Source organism: Enterobacter sp. 61D5 (assembly GCF_034107965.1).
Classification (GTDB): domain Bacteria; phylum Pseudomonadota; class Gammaproteobacteria; order Enterobacterales; family Enterobacteriaceae; genus Enterobacter; species Enterobacter cloacae_M.
The window spans coordinates 416,856-435,244 of the sequence record NZ_JAWNFK010000006.1; the positions used below are offsets into that span (position 1 = coordinate 416,856).

Below are 18,389 nucleotides of genomic sequence, written 5' to 3' on the forward strand. Positions count from 1 at the left end.
GCGTTAACGCTGCAGTTATCCATCAAATCTCACCCCTTGGCTTAAGGAGTCAGCTATGAGTGATACTAAACAACGTACGAACGCTTACCCGCAGCCCCCGTTCCCGGAACAGCCGCAAACGCCGCCGGGACTGGCATCCGAAATGCAGCCTGTACCCGACCACGGGGAAACAAGCTACAAAGGACATGGCCGCCTGGCCGGCAAAAAAGCGCTGATTACCGGCGGAGACTCCGGGATTGGTCGCGCGGTCGCTATCGCCTATGTGCGTGAAGGCGCTGACGTTGCCATTAACTACCTGCCTGAAGAGGAAAAAGACGCCGCTGAGGTCATCGACCTGATCGAAGCCGAAGGCCGCAAGGCTATCGCGCTGCCGGGAGACGTCCGGGACGAAACCTTCTGTCAGAATCTGGTCGAAGAAGCCGTGTCGAAGCTGGGCGGGCTGGACATTCTGGTCAACAATGCCGGCCGTCAGCAGTTCCGTGAATCGCTTGAGGAACTGACCACGGAAGATTTTGACGCAACGTTTAAAACCAACGTTTACGCCCCTTTCTGGATCACCAAGGCGGCGCTGCGCCACCTGAAAGCGTCGTCCGTTATCATTAATACCTCGTCCGTTCAGGCGGTGAAGCCTAGCCCCGTGCTGCTGGACTACGCCCAGACGAAAGCCTGTCTGGCGGTGTTTACCAAATCCTTAGCCAAACAGCTGGGACCGAAAGGCATTCGCGTCAATGCGGTTGCCCCTGGCCCTTACTGGACGGTACTGCAATCCAGCGGCGGGCAGCCGATGGAAAAAGTGAAGGAGTTCGGTGGCGACACCCCGCTGGGACGTCCGGGCCAGCCCGTTGAGATTGCCCCGCTGTACGTCACGCTAGCCTCGGATGAATGTTCATTCACGTCCGGCCAGGTGTGGTGTTCCGATGGCGGTGACGGCGTGATCTAAACCGGTAAACGATCCCCCTCCGCAATGAGCAATAAATGAACAAGGATGTTCGCTTTTATTCCCCCGCCAAAAAACATGTTGTAACTCAAACAGATCAAATGTTAAAAATATTTTGCTATCAGGTTATCAAAATTAAACAACTTAACTTGTCACCCGCATCGCTCTGTTTTTAACATCGCCTATGGAAAAAAATGGTCTGTTCAGTCAGCGCATACGCTTGCGCCATTTGCATACATTTGTGGCCGTCGCTCAACAGGGAACGCTGGGGCGTGCGGCTGAAACTCTCAACCTGAGCCAGCCTGCGCTCTCAAAAACCCTCAACGAGCTGGAACAGCTGACCGGTGCCCGCCTTTTTGACCGCGGCCGGCTGGGGGCGCAGCTTACCATAGTGGGCGAACAGTTCCTCACGCACGCCGTGAAAGTGCTGGATGCGCTCAATACCGCAGGCCAGTCCCTGCACCGAAAAGAAGAGCAATCCAGTGAGGTGGTGCGCGTGGGTGCTTTGCCTACCGCGGCGCTGGGCATCCTTCCGCCCGTTATCGGCCAGTTCCACAAGCAGCAGCGGCATACCACGATTCAGGTCGCCACTATGAATAACACCATGCTGCTCGCGGGGCTGAAATCGGGCGAACTGGATCTCGGAATCGGTCGCATGTCCGACCCTGAGCTGATGGGCGGCCTCAACTATGAACTGCTGTTCCTGGAGTCCCTGAAGCTGGTGGTTCGTCCCGATCACCCCCTGCTGCAGGACACGGTCACGTTAAGCCGCGTTATGGAGTGGCCGGTAGTGGTCTGCCCAAAAGGGACCGTTCCCCGCCAGACCGCCGAAACCTTGCTGCAAATGCAGGGGTGTACGCTGCCCTCAGGATGTATCGAAACGCTGTCGGCCTCGCTTTCGCGCCAGCTTACGCTGGATTATGACTACGTCTGGTTCGTCCCCTCCGGCGCGGTGAAAGATGATTTACGTCAGGGAACGCTGATCGCCCTGCCGATTACCTCCCCTGGCCCCGGTGAACCTATCGGCATTTTGACCCGCGTAGACACCCCGCTTTCTACGGGCGCGCAGACGCTTCTGAGCGCCATCCGCAAATCGATGCCGGTTTAAAACCTTTTCGCCCCTCCCCTAACCCTCTCCCCTCAGGGGCGAGGGGTCTGTCCTGTGCGTTAATCAAATAATGCGGAATAAATCATTAACAATTGCGTAAAACAATTTAACAGTTTTATCATAGCGGTGAATTCACCAAATGGTTCGCAAATTATTTGATATAAACGAATTCACCTGTATCAATCATCATTCCCACCGCATTTATTACCCAACTGGTACACACCCGACACGGCGGGGGGAGCAAAGGAGAGAGAAATGGCATTTGGCAGCGCGCCGCGTGGGATACCTCGTATTCTGCAGTGGCTTCTTGCCGGACTGATGATGCTCATCGGTCTGGCCGTCGGCGGGTTGGGCTTTAAGCTCGCCACCGTGGGCGGAAGTAGTTACTTCCTGATCATGGGCGTGGTAATGGTGATTGCCGCGCTCCTGATTTTCCTCAATCGCAGCAGCGGGATCGTGCTTTACGGCATCGCCTTTATTGCCTCGCTGTTCTGGGCGGTAAGCGATGCGGGCTGGGATTTCTGGCCGCTCTTCTCTCGCCTGTTTACCTTTGCCGTACTGGCCTTCCTCTGCGCCATCGTCTGGCCTTTCCTGCGCGCGGCAAACCACAGCGTTGCGAACAAAGCTCCCGCTTTTGGCGTCGCGGCCGTGCTCGCGGTGGCGATGCTGGTCAGCCTGGGCTGGATGTTTAAGCCGCAGACCCTCGTGGCAGCGAACGAGCCCGTTCCGGTGAAACCCGTCGCCCCCGGCGAGCAGCAAAAGAACTGGGAGCACTGGGGCAATACCACCCACGGCGACCGTTTCGCCGCGCTGGACCAGATTAACAAGCAAAACGTCCGCGATTTGAAAGTCGCCTGGGTTGCGCACACCGGCGATATTCCGCAGAGCAACGGCTCCGGCGCGGAAGATCAGAACACGCCATTGCAGATTGGCGACACGCTGTACGTCTGTACCCCGTACAGTAAAGTGCTGGCGCTGGACGTGGATTCCGGCAAAGAAAAATGGCGCTACGATTCCAAAGCCACGGCGCCTAACTGGCAGCGCTGCCGTGGTTTGGGCTATTTTGAAGACCATTCCAGCGTGACAACGTCACAGGCAGAAACACCGCCTGCGGCATGCCCACGCCGCCTGTTCCTGCCGACCACCGATGCCCGCCTGATTGCCATCAACGCGGATGACGGCAAGGTCTGCGAAGACTTCGGCGACCATGGCACCGTGGATCTGAGCGTCGGCATGGGCGAGATCAAGCCTGGATATTATCAGCAGACCTCCACGCCGCTGGTCGCCGGCAATGTCGTCGTCGTCGGCGGTCGCGTCGCGGATAACTACTCAACCGGCGAACCGCCGGGCGTGGTGCGCGCCTACGACGTGCACACAGGTAAGCTGGCGTGGGCGTGGGATCCGGGTAATCCGAACCTGACCGGCCTGCCGCCGGAAGGCCAGACCTACACCCGTGGCACGCCGAACGTCTGGTCAGCGATGTCCTACGACGCTAAGCTGAACCTGATCTACCTGCCAACCGGCAACGCCACCCCGGACTTCTGGGCGGGCGAACGTACCGCGCTGGACGATAAGTACAGTTCCTCCATCGTCGCCGTCGACGCGACCACCGGTCAGGTGCGCTGGCATTTCCAGACAACCCACCACGACCTGTGGGACTTTGACCTGCCTTCCCAGCCGCTGCTGTACGACCTGCCCGACGGTAAGGGCGGCACCACGCCTGTGCTGGTGCAGACCAGCAAGCAGGGTATGATCTTCATGCTTAACCGCGAAACCGGCAAGCCGGTGGCGAAGGTAGAAGAACGTCCTGTCCCGGCAGGTAACGTTGAGGGTGAACGCTACTCGCCGACCCAGCCGTATTCCGTTGGCATGCCGATGATTGGCAACCAGACGCTGACCGAATCCGACATGTGGGGCGCGACGCCTGTCGACCTTCTGCTGTGCCGCATTCAGTTTAAAGAGATGCGTCATCAGGGCGTCTTCACCCCGCCGGGTCTCGACCGTTCCCTGCAGTTCCCTGGCTCACTCGGCGGGATGAACTGGGGCAGCGTCTCCGTTGACCCGAACAACAGCCTGATGTTCGTCAACGATATGCGCCTGGGCCTGGCAAACTACATGGTGCCGCGCGCTAACGTGGCGAAAAATGCCAGCGGTATCGAGATGGGCATCGTACCAATGGACGGCACCCCGTTCGGCGCGATGCGCGAACGCTTCCTGTCACCGCTGGGCATTCCGTGCCAGAAGCCGCCGTTTGGCACCATGTCGGCCGTTGACCTGAAAACCGGCAAGCTGGTGTGGCAGGTGCCTGTCGGCACGGTGGAAGATACCGGGCCGCTGGGCATTCGCATGCACATGCCAATCCCAATCGGTATGCCGACGCTGGGCGCATCACTCTCTACCCAGTCCGGCCTGCTGTTCTTCGCCGGCACGCAGGATTTCTACCTGCGCGCGTTTGATACCGCCACCGGGAAGGAGATCTGGAAAGACCGCCTGCCGGTCGGCAGCCAGTCCGGCCCGATGACCTACGTGTCGCCGAAAACCGGTAAGCAGTACATCATCATTAACGCCGGGGGTGCCCGCCAGTCTCCGGATCGCGGGGATTACGTTATCGCGTACGCGTTACCCGATAAGCAATAAGATGTGAAAAAGGGACCTTTCGGTCCCTTTTTTGTAGGTCAGATTTTGTAGGTCGGGTAAGCGAAGCGCCACCCGACACTGCCGAAACTCAGAACGTCTCCCAGTTATCCCCGGAAACCGTCGCCGCCGGGCGCAACGGTGCGTTCTTCGCCACTGGCGCAGACACCACCGCGCGGCCCGACTTTGCACCGCTCAGACGAAATGCCCCAACCGCCTCGGTCAGACGCGCACCCTGTTCTTCAAGTGACGCCGCCGCCGCGGAAGCTTCTTCCACCAGCGAGGCGTTCTGCTGGGTCACTTTATCCATCTCAGAAATCGCCTGGCTCACCTGGACAATACCGCGGCTCTGCTCGTCGGACGCGGCGGCAATCTCCAGCATGATGTCGGTCACGCGTTTAACCGCTTCGACGATTTCATTCATGGTGTTACCGGCGGCGACAACTTCACCGGAGCCCTGGTCAATCAGAGAGACCGATTCATTGATCAGGCTTTCGATCTCTTTTGCGGCATTCGCGCTGCGGCTTGCAAGGGTTCGGACTTCACTTGCCACCACGGCAAACCCGCGCCCCTGCTCGCCCGCACGCGCCGCCTCTACCGCCGCGTTAAGCGCCAGGATATTGGTCTGGAAGGCAATGCTGTTAATCACGGCGGTGATCTCCGAGATCTTCTTCGAGCTGCTGGAGATATTGCCCATGGTTTTGACCACGCCGGAGACCATCTGGCCGCCGCGGCTGGCTTTCCCGGAGGCATCTTCCGCAAGCTTGCTGGCATGATGGGCGTTATCGGCGTTCTGTTTCACCGTCGCGGTAAGCTGTTCCATGCTTGCGGCGGTTTGCTCAATGGCGGCGGCCTGCTGCTCGGTGCGCGAAGAGAGATCGGTGTTACCGGCAGAAATCTCGCTGGTGCCGCGGTAGATCTCTTCCGCCCCCTGACGTACGGTGCCCACCGTGTTTTCCAGCGAGTGCTGCATGGTTTGCAGATCGCGCGTCAGGCGGCCAATTTCGCTGCGCCCGGCCACGTCGTCCGGCATCGTCAGGTCGCCTTTGGCGATATTCTCGATACGTTTCGCTGCACGCTGCAAAGGATTGATTACCGTACGGCGCAGCACGACAAAAGTCATCGCCGTCAGCACCAGCGCAAGCGCAAATGCGCCCACCATAAACATCAGGCCCAGCTGCGTGCGGCTGTGCGCCTGCGCCGTCAGCGCATTGGCACGCTCGGTACGGATCTTGATCGCCTTCAGCAGCACGGCGTTGTAAGCGTCATCCAGCGGACGCGCCGTTTCGTTTTCGTGGTTGATAATCGCTTCGAACATGCCGTTTTTGGCAAATTTCACCATCGGCTGCATGCCCGCGATATAGGCGTCGTACCGCGCCTTGAGATCCTCATCCAGCGCTGCACCCTCAGCGGTACGCACGGCACGATTCATATAGGCGGTAAAGCTCTCCTGGGACTGCTTAATGCGCGTTTCCGCCTCGCTGATGTTCTGCTTCATCGCATCCATCTCCGCGATGCGGCTTGCCGCGCCGGCGTGGATCAGATTGATACGCGCGGTTCGCAGATGGTTTGAGCTGTTCGACAGCCCCATACGCACCTGAATTTCGGATGTGACATCCTGCTGATCGTTATCGGCCTGCAGCAGGAAATACCCCGCCAGACCCGAGCTCAAGGCGAACAGAAGAATAATGCCACCGAGAATGGAGGAAAACAGCGGAACCAGCCTGATGTGATGCAAGAAGCTCAGCTTGCGCTGCGCCTGCATCGAAGTAGTGTTGTCCATGACCGTCGACTCTCTTGTAGGTAAGATGCGTAAAAACATGCGTGTTAAATAGTCATCGGCACGGTGGGGATTTAGATTACGGCTAAAAACGCAGTACTGGTCACACTTTAGAGAAGATTATTAAAGAAACGCCAGCGGTGAAAAACCGCTGGCAGAAGAGTTACTTGTCGCCGAAATGAATGACGGTACGGATGGATTTTCCTTCGTGCATCAGCTCGAACGCGTCGTTGATCTGCTCCAGCGGCAAACGGTGGGTAATGAACGGGTCAAGCTGAATCTTGCCGACCATAGCATCTTCAACCATACCCGGAAGCTGGGTACGGCCCTTCACGCCGCCAAACGCGGAACCGCGCCACACGCGCCCGGTGACCAGCTGGAATGGACGGGTTTTAATCTCCTGGCCCGCGCCGGCCACGCCAATGATGATGCTCTCGCCCCAGCCTTTGTGGCAGCATTCGAGCGCGGAACGCATCACGTTCACGTTGCCGATACATTCGAAGCTGAAGTCAACGCCGCCGTCGGTCATCTCAACAATGACATCCTGAATCGGTTTTTCGTGATCCTTCGGGTTAACGAAATCGGTCGCGCCCATTTCACCCGCCAGCCTGAATTTCTCCGGGTTGGTGTCGACCGCGATGATACGACCGGCCTTCGCCTGCACCGCGCCCTGAATCACCGCCAGGCCAATGCCGCCGAGACCGAACACCGCAACGGTGTCGCCCTCTTTGACTTTTGCGGTGTTATGCACCGCGCCAATACCGGTGGTTACGCCGCAGCCCAGCAGGCAGACTTTATCCAGCGGCGCCTGCGGGTTTACCTTCGCCAGCGAGATCTCCGCACAAACGGTGTATTCGCTGAAGGTGCTGGTGCCCATGTAGTGATAAACAGGCTCGCCGTTATAGGAGAAACGGGTGGTGCCGTCCGGCATCAGCCCTTTCCCCTGAGTGGCGCGAACCGCCTGGCAGAGGTTGGTTTTACCGGATTTACAGAACTTACACTCGCCGCACTCCGCGGTGTACAGAGGGATAACGTGATCGCCAGGCTTCAGGCTGGTCACGCCCTCGCCCACTTCCACCACAATCCCGCCGCCTTCATGGCCGAGTACCGCCGGGAAGACGCCTTCCGGATCGTCACCGGAGAGCGTAAACGCATCGGTATGGCACACGCCGGTATGGGTGATTTTGATCAGCACTTCGCCTTTCTTCGGCGGTGCCACGTCGATTTCAACAATTTTGAGCGGCTGGCCGGGACCAAATGCAACTGCAGCGCGAGATTTCATCATGTCTTCCCTTTTTGTCAGGTGTGTGGGTTTATTTTAGATAAGAGCGCAGCAAATGGCCGACTTCCGCCATGCGTACGGCTCGCTGATCCGGCGTGGTTTCCCCCGTCACCAGCTCATCTTTGAGGTGAATTTCAACCATCTCGCCCATCAGACCATTGGCAGCCCCGCGCACGGCGGCGATTTGCTGCAGGATGGCCAGACAGGGGTCGCCCGACTCCAGCGCGCGTTCAAGGGCATCAACCTGGCCCCGAATGCGACGGACGCGAGTAAGAATACGTTTTTTATCTTCGGGTGAATGCGGCATACGCCCTCCTGATACTATAGGGGGGTATGGTACCTATTTTGTTACCGCTGTGTATACCCTTTTTTTGCAGCTGCCCACAACGCTGTATCGGCTAAAATCTCATCTGGCCCTCATCAGTCCATCCTCTCCGGTGATTCTTGATGAATTTGAATTTTTCCGTTTACCTCAGGTTCTAAGCGCAAATTAGCGGTATGATTGTCATAAAAGGAAATGTTATGAATATAAAAATTGGTTATATCGCTGCAGCAGCAATTCTATTTTCAGCATCCGCACGGTCGGTTGATGTATCCAAAGTTTATGGAAACATCCAGGTCGTTGATGCCTTTCCGGATTATAAAGTTAAGGTGGTCAGCGCGTTTGCAGATTTGGATGTTCAGGTTGTGAATGCCTTCCCGAATGCACCTGGAAAATGGAAAATGGTCAATGCCTTGCCCGACTATAAAATTCAGTTTGTCGATGCGTTTCCTGACTTCACTATCAGGTACGTCACTGCATTCCCAGGAAAAAACAGATAACGACAGCGCTGATTGAGTGCTTTTCATCAATTCCTGTCTGACCAAACTTCACGCTAACGTTCGCGCCGGGTAGTCAGTCCCTTCCCTCCTCATCAGCATATGTCCGGCGCTGCGGTTTTCTGCACGCCCCTGCACATATCTCTCGTTGATTGCAAAACATCAAATACACCTTTAGATAAAAGCCACTTACTCTGACAAGCGTTCCCGGGTAGCCTTCTGAAACACGAAAACAGAGTGGTGAATTAAACATCACCATGATTGTTCTGTAGATAAACCAACCCACGGAGATAAAATGCTGTTACTTTTTACAATGTTTATATTTTCACTGACGCTTTCATTTTCTCCTGGCCCCGTTAATATGGTGATTATATCGTCTGGTGCCGTTCACGGTTTTAGAAAGACCTTCTCATTTGTATCCGGTGCAACGATAGGGTTTACGTTATTACTTATCTTTATATGCTTCGGTTTTTACGCTGCAATCGAAAAATATCCTGGGTTTTTCCGGTATCTTAATATTGCCGGTTCTTTATTTATCATGTATCTGGGCTATAAGATAGCGTCGTCCCGGTCCGATATGTCATTAACAAAAACGGATTCACCCGGTTTTGTTCAGGGTTTTGTCATGCAGTGGATCAACCCCAAAGCATGGACCGCGTGCGCCTCTGGGGCAGCGATGTTTTCCGAACCCTCTACCCCTGTGACAGCACTCGTCTTTATCACGGTCTATTTTTTAGTCTGTTACCTGTCGCTTTCTGCATGGGCATTAATGGGAGAAAAGGTGTCGACGCTGCTCAGGAGCACACGGCAGCTCCGTACGTTTAACGTGTTGATGGGCGGGCTGTTGCTTATTACGGCGTGTTACATGCTCTTTTTAACATTTTAAACCCGTTATAACGCGTGAAATTCAATCGCGTTATAAATATCATTAATCAATTTGTAGGCAATACTGCTGGTCGACATATTAGAAGGCCATACGGCATAGACTTTCAGCGGTTCTAATGACCAGTCAGGAAGTATTTCCTGCATTTCTCCACGCTTAACGTCCTCTTCGCTTAAATAGCGGGGAGGTGCGGCGAGACCAATTTGTTGTCTGGCAAGGGCATAAGCGGCTTCGACATTATCTACATACACCGTGGGCGTATACGTCACGACAGCCACTTCCCCATTTTTATGCCGAAATTCCCGGTTATTCTGCCTCATATTGAGTCCAATCCATGGCAGTTTCGCCAGGTTATCAGGATGCGTAATCGTCGGGTAATGGCTGAGCAATTCCCGGGACGCAACTACCTGGCGCGGCAGCACAAAAAGATGGCGCGCTTTAAGAGAGCTGTCCGGAAGCTCGCCGATTCGAAATGCCACATCAATACCGTCGGCAATAATATCTTTGCGCGTATCGCTGTAAGAGATATTCAGTAAAAGGCCCGGATGACGTTTTATAAAATCGGCCAGATGGCGGGTAAACTCACTCTTCAGAAAAACGGCAGGAAGAGAAATAGTCAGCTTATTCGCCGTAGAGATCGAACGCTGCTTAAATTCAATGACCCCCTGCTCATAAAGCGCCAGCATCGATTTGGCCGTTTCCAGCAAATTTGCGCCATCGTGAGTCAGAGAGAGTTTGCGGGTGTTTCTGTACAGCAACGCGCAGCCAAGATTTTTTTCCAGCTTTGATAAATGGGCGCTTGCCGTTGCAGTTGTAAGCCCTAACGCTTCTGCTCCACCTGAAATGGATCCTGCCTCAGCAATCTTTGCAAACACTATCAGATAACGAATGTCATCAATCATTTATCGTCCTGTCGCGACGGCGTTCCTGCGAACTATGCTTTTAATCATAGAGTTACGATATCGTACTTTCCTTCCCGGTCGCATCTCTTTTTACTGTGTGGACTTTAGCGCCCTACTCATTTTGCGAGGCGCTGCAGTGTCAACCCGGCGATATCCTCGCCTGGGAGCCGGACAGCCCGGAATGACGCGCCTGCGCCAGCGTTTGCAGCGCCTCCTTAAGCCAGCGGGTCGCGCCCCGCTGGCCGCTGCGTTTATGTGAGTAAATTTTCACTTCAAACGTGCGTATCGAAAACGGTAAAGGAAAAATCCTCAGGTCCGCTGCCGCAGCCAGCTTCTTTTGTGCATCAGAGCCGGGAAAATGCACCGCGCGGTAAAGTCCGTAATCCCAATTTGTATGCTCTCGGTAGTGCTGGCCGGGTCAAACTCCGGCTGCGGGGTCAGCTCATGATTCAGGAACGACAATGCGGAAGCAATGGAAGGCGCAAGCTGAGTGGCATACACGCTGGGGACATGCGATGCCCCTCCCGAAAAAATAGCGGGTCATTAAAAAATAGCGGGTCATTAAGGGTGATGCTCAACGCCATCAATTGAACACAGGCTAAAACACAGGAAAAACAATGAGCATCACCATTCGTCAGGCCCGTCCCGAAGATGCGGAGGCAATTTACGCCATGATCTATGAGCTGGCGGTAAAACTAAAGTGCGGCCGCCTTGAATGGAGCGTGCTGGACTGGAACCAGCCCGCCATTGATTTTTACCTGAGCATAGGCGCGCTGCCGCAGTCCGAATGGGTTCGCTCTGTCCTGCCTTGATCCCGTCTCAACAGATTCTGAATTTATGCTACCCTTCCATAAATTTCATAAACATAGTGCAGAACGCCATGACGACAGCCCCTTTTATCCGCCCACAACTTTCCCTGCCAGACGGTGCCGACAAACTGCTGCTGCACTCCTGCTGCGCCCCCTGCTCGGGCGAAGTGATGGAGGCTATTCAGGCGTCGGGCATTGACTACACGATTTTCTTCTATAACCCCAATATCCATCCGCACAAGGAATACCTCATTCGTAAGGAGGAGAATATTCGGTTTGCGGAAAAACACGGCGTGCCGTTTGTTGATGCCGATTACGACACCGATAACTGGTTTGAGCGCGCGAAAGGCATGGAATGGGAACCCGAGCGCGGCGTCCGCTGCACCATGTGCTTCGATATGCGTTTCGAGCGTACGGCGCTTTATGCGGCAGAAAATGGATTCAGCGTCATCAGCAGCTCGCTGGGGATTTCCCGCTGGAAGAACATGCAGCAGATAAATGACTGCGGCCAGCGTGCGGCCGCGCGCTATCCGGGTATGGTCTACTGGGACTATAACTGGCGCAAGCAGGGCGGATCCTCACGCATGATTGAGATCAGCAAGCGGGAACAGTTTTACCAGCAGGAATACTGCGGCTGCGTTTATTCGCTCAGGGACAGTAACCTGCACCGTAAGTCACAGGGCCGCCCGCTGATCCGCATCGGGAAACTGTATTACGGTCAGGATGACAATGAGAAATAACGGGTTCCCGGTATAGAGATATATCCGAAAACCGCCTTTTCAGGTGCCAAATTTAGACTTTCGTCTCCCGTATCCGCAAAGAGCGGCTATCCTTTAATAATCATCAAAAGGAGGCAAAAATGTCTGATTTCGGTACTGATAAAAACACACAGCTCGCTGAAGATAAAGCAAAAAATAAATTTGATGAGCTTGCAGGTTCAGCGCAGCAGCAGTTTGGTGAATTCGTTGATTCACCAAAGCATCAGGTAAAAGGTGCGGCCAGAAAATATGCCGCGCAGGCCAGCGATGCCGTTTCCGACGTCACTGAAGCTGTCAGAAATAATCCCCTCACCGGCCTCGTCGCAGCGGGGGCGGTCGGTATTGTTCTCGGCCTGCTGCTGGGTCGTAAATAATAAAAGGCCCTTCGGGGCTTTATTTTTTCTTAGCTAAAAATCCTGACCATGCGATCTAACTCATCCTCTTTCACGGCCCGCGATAAATAATAACCCTGAAAGTTTTTGACGCCCAGCGCGACTAATTTTTCAAACTTTTCTTCACTATCAACCCCCTCGGCAATACAGTCCGTTCCGGTCATGTCGCTGTAAAGCTGTATCGCTTTAATCAGGTTATAGTCGTTGTCGTTTGCCACAAAATGCTCAACGATGTCCCGATCCAGCTTGAGTCCATCAAAATGCACCTGCCGAACCGGGAACATGGTTTGATGATTAGAGAAGCAGTCATCCAGAAACAGTCGGCACCCCGTGTCACGCAAATGCCGCATGGTTTCAGGGATCCTTTTGTCCTTCGTGACGTCAATATCTTCCGCAAATTCAAAGACCAGCTTCTCGGCCCACTGCGGTTTGAGCAGCATGTCGATAGCTTTCTTTGCCATATCAGGCAATGCATTCCCGGAAGCCAGGCGAGGCGGAATATTCACAGAAAAATAGTATTTACCGTTATACTTATTAATACCCGACACGGCGGCATGGATGACTAACGCCGTTATTTTCAACCATATCTCATGGTTTGAGATATCCGTGAGAAAACTGGCTGGCTTGACAATTTTACCGTTTTTATTCCAGCGAATCAGTATCTCAAAGCCTACGCCCTTTTTGTCACGATCGGTAATGATCTGATAGGCAGGGAAGATCTCTTTTTTATATAATGCATTAAAAATCTCTGATTCCTTATCCGTAAAATCCGTATTTTGGCTACGCTGCTTGATATTTCTTCTCGCATTGAAATTGTGCGAATCGTGTAACCATCGTTTAATTAAGCGTAATTTCAGCACGCCTTCCTTACGGTGGGTATAAACCGTTTTATTAGAAAGCCCCATTTCGTCGCACATTTCTTTTACGGACATACCACGGTAGAAATTTAATAAAACGTCAATCTCTCTTTTTGTTAGCCACTTTACGTTTTCTTGCGAAGAATTATCCCTGCAGCGATCGCGTAATAAGTACGAGCGCTCCTTAAAACCTTGATGGTGCGTATGAGTACAGATTACGATATCTGAAACGCGAGCTATACGAATCAATGATAATTGATAACTGTTATTTAAAAGACTGCCCAGGGTTCGATAAAGCCAGCCATCCGGTATGTCGCCATACAGAGTGACGCGTCGAATTACGTGTAGTGTATTGAGCAAGGATGCCAGCCGCTTCAGGCTTTCCAGGAGATTGACGATACCTTTCCCGAGAAACACCACAATATGAGCATTTTGATTTATAAGGATATTTTCTACATCCTGTTGGGATATCTCATCCCCCTCAAAGTGAATATGCGAAGCCTGTATTCCGTACTGCTCAAGGATCAGACGATATCCCTGGAACGTAAAACCGCAGGCTGAGATGACAAATTTTTGTTCATCGCACGCCCCATTTCTGAGAGAAATTTTGTGGGTCATAAACTGCTCCTGGGCACGAAAGCGCCATTTCCATTTGTAAATACGTATAATTTAACGCACCTGTTATAAACATTAATTTTACAGTACCGCCTCAGGGTAAGAAACAGTTATCCGCTGAACTCGCAGGAACATCTTTGCGTTAATCACCGTCGTTTAAATATACTTTTATTTTCAAATAACCACGGCAAATGTTTTATTCTCAGGTATAATGAAAATTCCGAAAAAGAAGACTGGATACTTCATCTATCGGCTCATTCAAATACGAGAAAAAATGCTATGGATAATCATATCTCATCCAGGGCCTTGCTACATCGAAGGGATGTTATAAAGAACAACCCGCGGTTTAGTGAGGCAATATTAGAGCACTACACAATTAATGACACCATCTACAAAAAACAACCTCTTTTCTACAAGACAATGCTGCAGGAATCACGATTTAACATTATCCTCGCCATGTGTTGTTTTATTTTTGGAAATCAGGCCGAGTCCGTCTCAGAAATTAAAGACTTATGTTCTCGCTATAAGATAGCCAGCCCCAACAGCGTTATTGCGATCATTACAATACTGAGAACCACCGGACGCATCAGGACCTGGCGCTGCACGGAAGACAGACGTAAAACGCGAATCGTACCGACTGAAAAAGGTCTTAATGAACTTAAGCGATATATGACCGGCGCTTTTCTGCCCGTCAGCATTCTTTATCCAGCATTCAATATTAATGTTAACCTACTGGATAATGACATTTTGAGAAACAACTTTTTCCGCCGCGCGGCAGAATATCTTTTCCGGGGATTAACGTTCAGAAAGGTATTGCCTGAGGTGGGGCTATTTATCGACAAAGATGGAGGGCGCATGATTATGCTTTATATTTACCTGCAGGCTATGAAAAATAAATCCGCCCACGGTGCCATCATTAACTATTCAGCAAGCACGCTGGCAAAAGAATTTTTCGTTTCGCGCATCCACGTCAACCGGATTATCAAATCGGCTCAAGAGGCGGGCTATCTGAAAGATCGGGGTGATGGTCGGTTGTCGGTATATCCGGCGTTTATCGAACTCGTCGAAAATTATGCCGGATTATATTTTGCGTATGTTACGCATTACATCAACGTTGTGCCTAAAGAGCGACGCCACGCTCAAAGCGTGACGTCAACCGTATAATCCAGAATGGTTTTGCTGCCGGTTTTAATATCAACGGTGGCAATCATGCCCGGAAAGACCGGAAATTCCTGACCCTGCTTATTGGTCAGATGGTTACTGTCGGTACGAATATAGACGCGATAGTAATAGACATCCCTTTTCACCTCATCCTGCAGGGTGTCCGGCGAAATCATGGTCACTTCCCCTTCCAGCCCGCCGTAAATGGAGTAGTCATAGGCCGTAATTTTCACCAGCGCTTTCTGGCCAGGATGAATAAACGCCACATCGCGCGGCGAGATTTTCGCTTCGACTACCATCTGATCGTCAAGCGGGACAAGGCTCATCAGCTTGCCGTTCGGCGGGATAACGCCTCCCACGGTCGTGACGTCAATATCCTTCACGATCCCGCGAACCGGGGCATTAAAGGTCAGCCGGGTCAGGGAGTCCTCACGCCCTTTCATCACCGAACGCTGGGCCTCAATCTCCGCATTGGCTTTTGCCAGCTCCTCGCGGGCGCGAACGTAATACTGGTTTTTCATCTCGGTGATTTTATTCTCAAGCTCATTTTTTTGACGCTCAAGACGTAATACCTCAACCTTGCTGGCTGCCCCCTGGGTCACCAGTGGACGAGTTAACGACAGCTCGCGCTGCACCAGCTCGGCGCCCTGACGCAACCCGGCCAGCCCTTTTTCGAGACTTTCACGACGGGACTGATAGAGCGCCGTTTCCTGTTTGACCAGCTCAACGTCGTCATCCAGCTCCTCCGGAAACGCGAGCGCCGTGTCGTTCACCTCAGCCTTCAGACGCGCAGCGGTTGCCAGCGCCGCATTCAGGCGAGACTCGCTCTCCAGCACGCTCGACTCGGTTTTTGTCCGGTCAAGCTGCGCGAGCTGCTGCCCGCGTTCCACGATGTCACCTTCGCGCACCATCAGGCTGTGGATAATGCCGCCTTCAAGAGACTGGATGACCTGCTCATGAGAAGACGGTATGACCTTACCGCTGCCGGTCGTCACTTCATCAAGATGGAACAGGCTTGCCCAGGTGATAAACGCCACCAGCAGGGCGAACAGCGACCATGCCACTAGTGACGAGCGCGGCAGGCGTGGCTCCTTCAGTCGACTATTGAAACGAGATAAATCATTCATGCCGCGCCCTCCTGTGCAACCGTCGCCGGCTTCATGGTCACGGTGCGCTGAGCCGTTTTCTGCGGCGCCATACCGTGCTGGTGCAGGATGGCGTCGCGCGGGCCGTCCATCACCACCTTGCCGTTTTCCAGCACGATGATGCGGTCGACCAGGTCCAGAATCGGCAGGCGATGCGTCGCCACGACCAGCGTCCGGCGTTTACCCAGCCATTTGTGAAGATGCTGAATAAACTGCTTCTCGCTCATTTCGTCCAGCCAGGCGGTAGGCTCGTCCAGCAGCAGGATATTCGGGGAGGTAATCAGCGCGCGCGCCAGCAGCAGCGCCTGACGCTGGCCGCCGGACAGCCCTGCTCCGCCCTCGTTGATAATGTAGTTCAGCCCCATTTTCTGTTTGCGCACAAACTCCAGCGCGCCGCTGTTCACCAGCGCCTGATGAATCTCATCGTCGGTGGCTAACGGATTCCCCATCAGGATGTTATCCCGCACGGAGCCAAAGAACAGCCGGGCCTGCTGGCTGAGCAGCTGCATGTCGCGACGCACGTCTGCCGGGTCCAGATGATTGAGGGCAATATCGTCGAGCAGGATGCTGCCCTGCTGCGGCTCCTGCATGCCCGCCAGAAGCTGCAGCAGCGTGCTTTTCCCGGAGCCGTTGCGCCCGAGCACCGCCACGCGCTCTCCGGCGCGGATCTGCAGCTTGCTGATGTTGAGCACGGTGAGTTTCTCTTCCTCGTCGTAATAAAACCCGACGTCCTCAAGCGCATAGTCGCCGCGCAGGTGGGCTTTATGCACCTTCTTGCCGTGCTGCGGATCGTCAATCGGGCGCTGCATCAGGTCGTCCAGCCCCTTGCGGGCCACCTTTGCCGACTGCCAGCGCGAAAGCACGCCTGAGATCTGCGACAGCGGCGCGATGGTGCGCGACGCCAGAATCGAGGTTCCCACCAGCGCACCGGTAGTCATGTCGCCGCTGATGACCAGGTAACAGCCCACCAGCAGCACCACCGCGTAGACGATAGACTGCACCTCCTGAGTCCAGGTGAGCAGCAGGCCCGTCAGCCAGCGCTGCTTCATGCCGACGCTGGCGGCGACGTCGTTGGTATTATTCCACTGGTTCTGGAAACGCTGCTCGGCGCGCATGAGCTTGATGTCTTCAATGCCCTGCACCGCTTCCACAAGCGTGGCGTTGCGGATGGCAGATTCACGCATCCCTTCGCTGGAGAGTTTCCCCAGCGGGCGCTGCACCAGCAGGCCGGGGATGAGCAGCAGCGGCACGGCGAGCAGGACCACCAGCACCAGCGGGCCGCCAATCATCCACAGAATAAAGACGAACAGCAGGAAGAACGGCAGATCGGAAATCGCCGCAATGGTTGTGGAGGTGATCAGCTCGCGCACCGACTCCAGCTCGCGGATCTGGGCAATAAACGATCCGGTTGATTTCGAGCGCGCGCCGTTTTTAATCCGCAGCGCGTGGGCAAAAACGCGTTCAGAGATACGCAGGTCGGCGCGTTTCCCCACCACGTCAGAAATATGCACGCGCAGCATGCGCATGATGAATTCGAACACGATGGCGATCATTACGCCGCCAAACAGGACCCACAGCGTGGCTTCCGACTGCGACGGTACCACCCTGTCATAGACCTGCATGGAAAAGACCATCCCGGAAAGCGCCAGCACGTTGGCGACCAGCGCCACCAGCATGATGTCGCTGTAGCGTCGCCAGTCCTTCAGCGCCAGCTGCCAGAACCAGTTTTTCTCATACGGTTTGATGTAGTCGTCCACGCGGGCATCCGGCGTGGACTCGAGTGGGCGCAGCACCATCAGGCCTGTTAACCGTGAACCCAGCTCCTCACGCGTCAGCGTCGTCTCCAGCCCCGCGTCGCCGCTAAACTGCAGGCTGACGTTGCCTTCTTTGTCCATGCGGTTAATGACCGCGATTTGTCCGCCGGTAAATTCCGCCAGCAGCGGCAGGCGCCAGGGATCGAGGGATACCGATTCAGCTGCCACCACACGCATCCCCAGCCCAAGCTGACGCGCCATCTCCTCCAGCACCAGCTGGCGTGGAGACTGGCTTTCATGGTTAATCGTGACCCGAACATGCTCCGCTGAGAAATCCAGCCGGTAGTGCTTCGCGATGATGAGCATGCCCTGCAGCCAGGGTTCGTACTGTGGATGTGTCTTCATAATGCTACGTCCTGTCCAGAGCGGTAATTTCGCACTGAAATGATACCTTTACGGAATGATTAAAAATCGAACACTTTCTAAACGAGCCCGCAAAATAATCATGTGAAATATAGGGTTATCACTATTCATGTAAAGAAACGCAAAAGGC

The 18,389-nt window shown here is 54.1% G+C and carries 16 protein-coding genes and 2 pseudogenes; 10 read left to right on the plus strand and 8 right to left on the minus strand.

What is annotated here, in order from left to right:
- The first annotated feature begins 55 nt into the window (after nucleotides 1-55).
- From UTM25_RS07175 to UTM25_RS07185, 3 genes are all read left to right on the plus strand, one after another.
- Nucleotides 56-940, plus strand: a complete 885-nt coding sequence (locus UTM25_RS07175) for an SDR family oxidoreductase (protein ID WP_194399191.1) — start codon at nucleotides 56-58, stop codon at nucleotides 938-940.
- 181 nt (nucleotides 941-1,121) lie between these two features.
- Nucleotides 1,122-2,045, plus strand: coding sequence for a LysR substrate-binding domain-containing protein (locus tag UTM25_RS07180; protein ID WP_033145495.1), 924 nt, complete (start codon nucleotides 1,122-1,124; stop codon nucleotides 2,043-2,045).
- A 255-nt stretch (nucleotides 2,046-2,300) separates the two neighbouring features.
- Nucleotides 2,301-4,682: a glucose/quinate/shikimate family membrane-bound PQQ-dependent dehydrogenase gene (locus UTM25_RS07185; protein ID WP_194399190.1), complete on the plus strand. Its 2,382-nt coding sequence runs from the start codon at nucleotides 2,301-2,303 to the stop codon at nucleotides 4,680-4,682.
- 88 nt (nucleotides 4,683-4,770) lie between these two features.
- Here UTM25_RS07185 and UTM25_RS07190 read toward each other — a convergent pair whose 3' ends face one another.
- From UTM25_RS07190 to UTM25_RS07200, 3 genes are all read right to left on the minus strand, one after another.
- On the minus strand, nucleotides 4,771-6,462 hold the full coding sequence (locus UTM25_RS07190) for a methyl-accepting chemotaxis protein (RefSeq protein ID WP_194399189.1): 1,692 nt from the start codon (nucleotides 6,460-6,462) through the stop codon (nucleotides 4,771-4,773).
- Nucleotides 6,463-6,622: 160 nt separating this feature from the next.
- The gene (locus UTM25_RS07195) at nucleotides 6,623-7,741 is read right to left on the minus strand and encodes an S-(hydroxymethyl)glutathione dehydrogenase/class III alcohol dehydrogenase (RefSeq protein ID WP_194399613.1); all 1,119 of its coding nucleotides are present in this window, start codon (nucleotides 7,739-7,741) and stop codon (nucleotides 6,623-6,625) included.
- Nucleotides 7,742-7,772: 31 nt separating this feature from the next.
- On the minus strand, nucleotides 7,773-8,048 hold the full coding sequence (locus UTM25_RS07200; protein WP_003857256.1) for a metal/formaldehyde-sensitive transcriptional repressor: 276 nt from the start codon (nucleotides 8,046-8,048) through the stop codon (nucleotides 7,773-7,775).
- Between the two features lie 215 nt (nucleotides 8,049-8,263).
- Here UTM25_RS07200 and UTM25_RS07205 point away from each other — a divergent pair, with 215 nt between their 5' ends.
- Both UTM25_RS07205 and UTM25_RS07210 read left to right on the plus strand, forming a co-directional pair.
- A complete protein-coding gene (locus tag UTM25_RS07205) occupies nucleotides 8,264-8,563 on the plus strand; it encodes a hypothetical protein (protein ID WP_194399188.1) in 300 nt (99 codons plus the stop codon).
- A gap of 292 nt (nucleotides 8,564-8,855) precedes the next feature.
- Nucleotides 8,856-9,446 (plus strand): LysE family translocator, encoded by a 591-nt coding sequence (locus UTM25_RS07210; protein ID WP_194399187.1) that lies wholly within the window; start codon nucleotides 8,856-8,858, stop codon nucleotides 9,444-9,446.
- A 5-nt stretch (nucleotides 9,447-9,451) separates the two neighbouring features.
- Here the strand turns inward: UTM25_RS07210 and UTM25_RS07215 are convergent, their stop codons facing one another.
- Entirely contained in the window at nucleotides 9,452-10,345 is an 894-nt protein-coding gene (locus UTM25_RS07215; protein ID WP_194399186.1) for a LysR family transcriptional regulator, read from the minus strand.
- Nucleotides 10,346-10,440: 95 nt separating this feature from the next.
- Here UTM25_RS07215 and UTM25_RS22615 point away from each other — a divergent pair, with 95 nt between their 5' ends.
- Entirely contained in the window at nucleotides 10,441-10,530 is a 90-nt protein-coding gene (locus tag UTM25_RS22615; protein WP_414146746.1) for a helix-turn-helix domain-containing protein, read from the plus strand.
- Here UTM25_RS22615 and UTM25_RS07220 read toward each other — a convergent pair.
- Nucleotides 10,530-10,890, minus strand: a pseudogene (locus UTM25_RS07220) (hypothetical protein); the annotation flags it as partial. The gene UTM25_RS22615 and the pseudogene UTM25_RS07220 overlap by 1 nt on opposite strands.
- A 129-nt stretch (nucleotides 10,891-11,019) precedes the next feature.
- Here UTM25_RS07220 and UTM25_RS07225 point away from each other — a divergent pair.
- The 3 genes and pseudogenes from UTM25_RS07225 to UTM25_RS07235 all read left to right on the plus strand — a co-directional run.
- A pseudogene (locus tag UTM25_RS07225) lies at nucleotides 11,020-11,157 on the plus strand (GNAT family N-acetyltransferase); the annotation flags it as partial.
- A gap of 68 nt (nucleotides 11,158-11,225) precedes the next feature.
- Nucleotides 11,226-11,894 carry an epoxyqueuosine reductase QueH gene (locus UTM25_RS07230; RefSeq protein ID WP_194399184.1) on the plus strand — a complete coding sequence of 223 codons (669 nt, stop codon included), beginning with the start codon at nucleotides 11,226-11,228 and terminating at the stop codon, nucleotides 11,892-11,894.
- A 119-nt stretch (nucleotides 11,895-12,013) separates the two neighbouring features.
- Nucleotides 12,014-12,286, plus strand: coding sequence for a DUF883 family protein (locus UTM25_RS07235; protein ID WP_194399183.1), 273 nt, complete (start codon nucleotides 12,014-12,016; stop codon nucleotides 12,284-12,286).
- Between the two features lie 29 nt (nucleotides 12,287-12,315).
- On the opposite strand, the gene UTM25_RS07240 is transcribed toward UTM25_RS07235, so the two are convergent.
- Complete coding sequence (locus UTM25_RS07240; protein ID WP_194399182.1) at nucleotides 12,316-13,779, minus strand: EAL domain-containing protein; 1,464 nt, start codon at nucleotides 13,777-13,779, stop codon at nucleotides 12,316-12,318.
- A 276-nt stretch (nucleotides 13,780-14,055) separates the two neighbouring features.
- Between UTM25_RS07240 and UTM25_RS07245 the strand changes: the two genes are divergently transcribed.
- A complete protein-coding gene (locus UTM25_RS07245) occupies nucleotides 14,056-14,940 on the plus strand; it encodes a MarR family transcriptional regulator (protein ID WP_194399181.1) in 885 nt (294 codons plus the stop codon).
- On the opposite strand, the gene UTM25_RS07250 is transcribed toward UTM25_RS07245, so the two are convergent.
- Nucleotides 14,916-16,064, minus strand: coding sequence for an HlyD family efflux transporter periplasmic adaptor subunit (locus UTM25_RS07250; protein ID WP_320714541.1), 1,149 nt, complete (start codon nucleotides 16,062-16,064; stop codon nucleotides 14,916-14,918). The two genes, UTM25_RS07245 and UTM25_RS07250, sit on opposite strands and share 25 nt — an antisense overlap.
- Complete coding sequence (locus UTM25_RS07255; protein ID WP_194399179.1) at nucleotides 16,061-18,241, minus strand: type I secretion system permease/ATPase; 2,181 nt, start codon at nucleotides 18,239-18,241, stop codon at nucleotides 16,061-16,063. Before UTM25_RS07255 ends, UTM25_RS07250 begins: the two co-directional genes overlap by 4 nt.
- Between the last annotated feature and the right edge of the window lie 148 nt (nucleotides 18,242-18,389).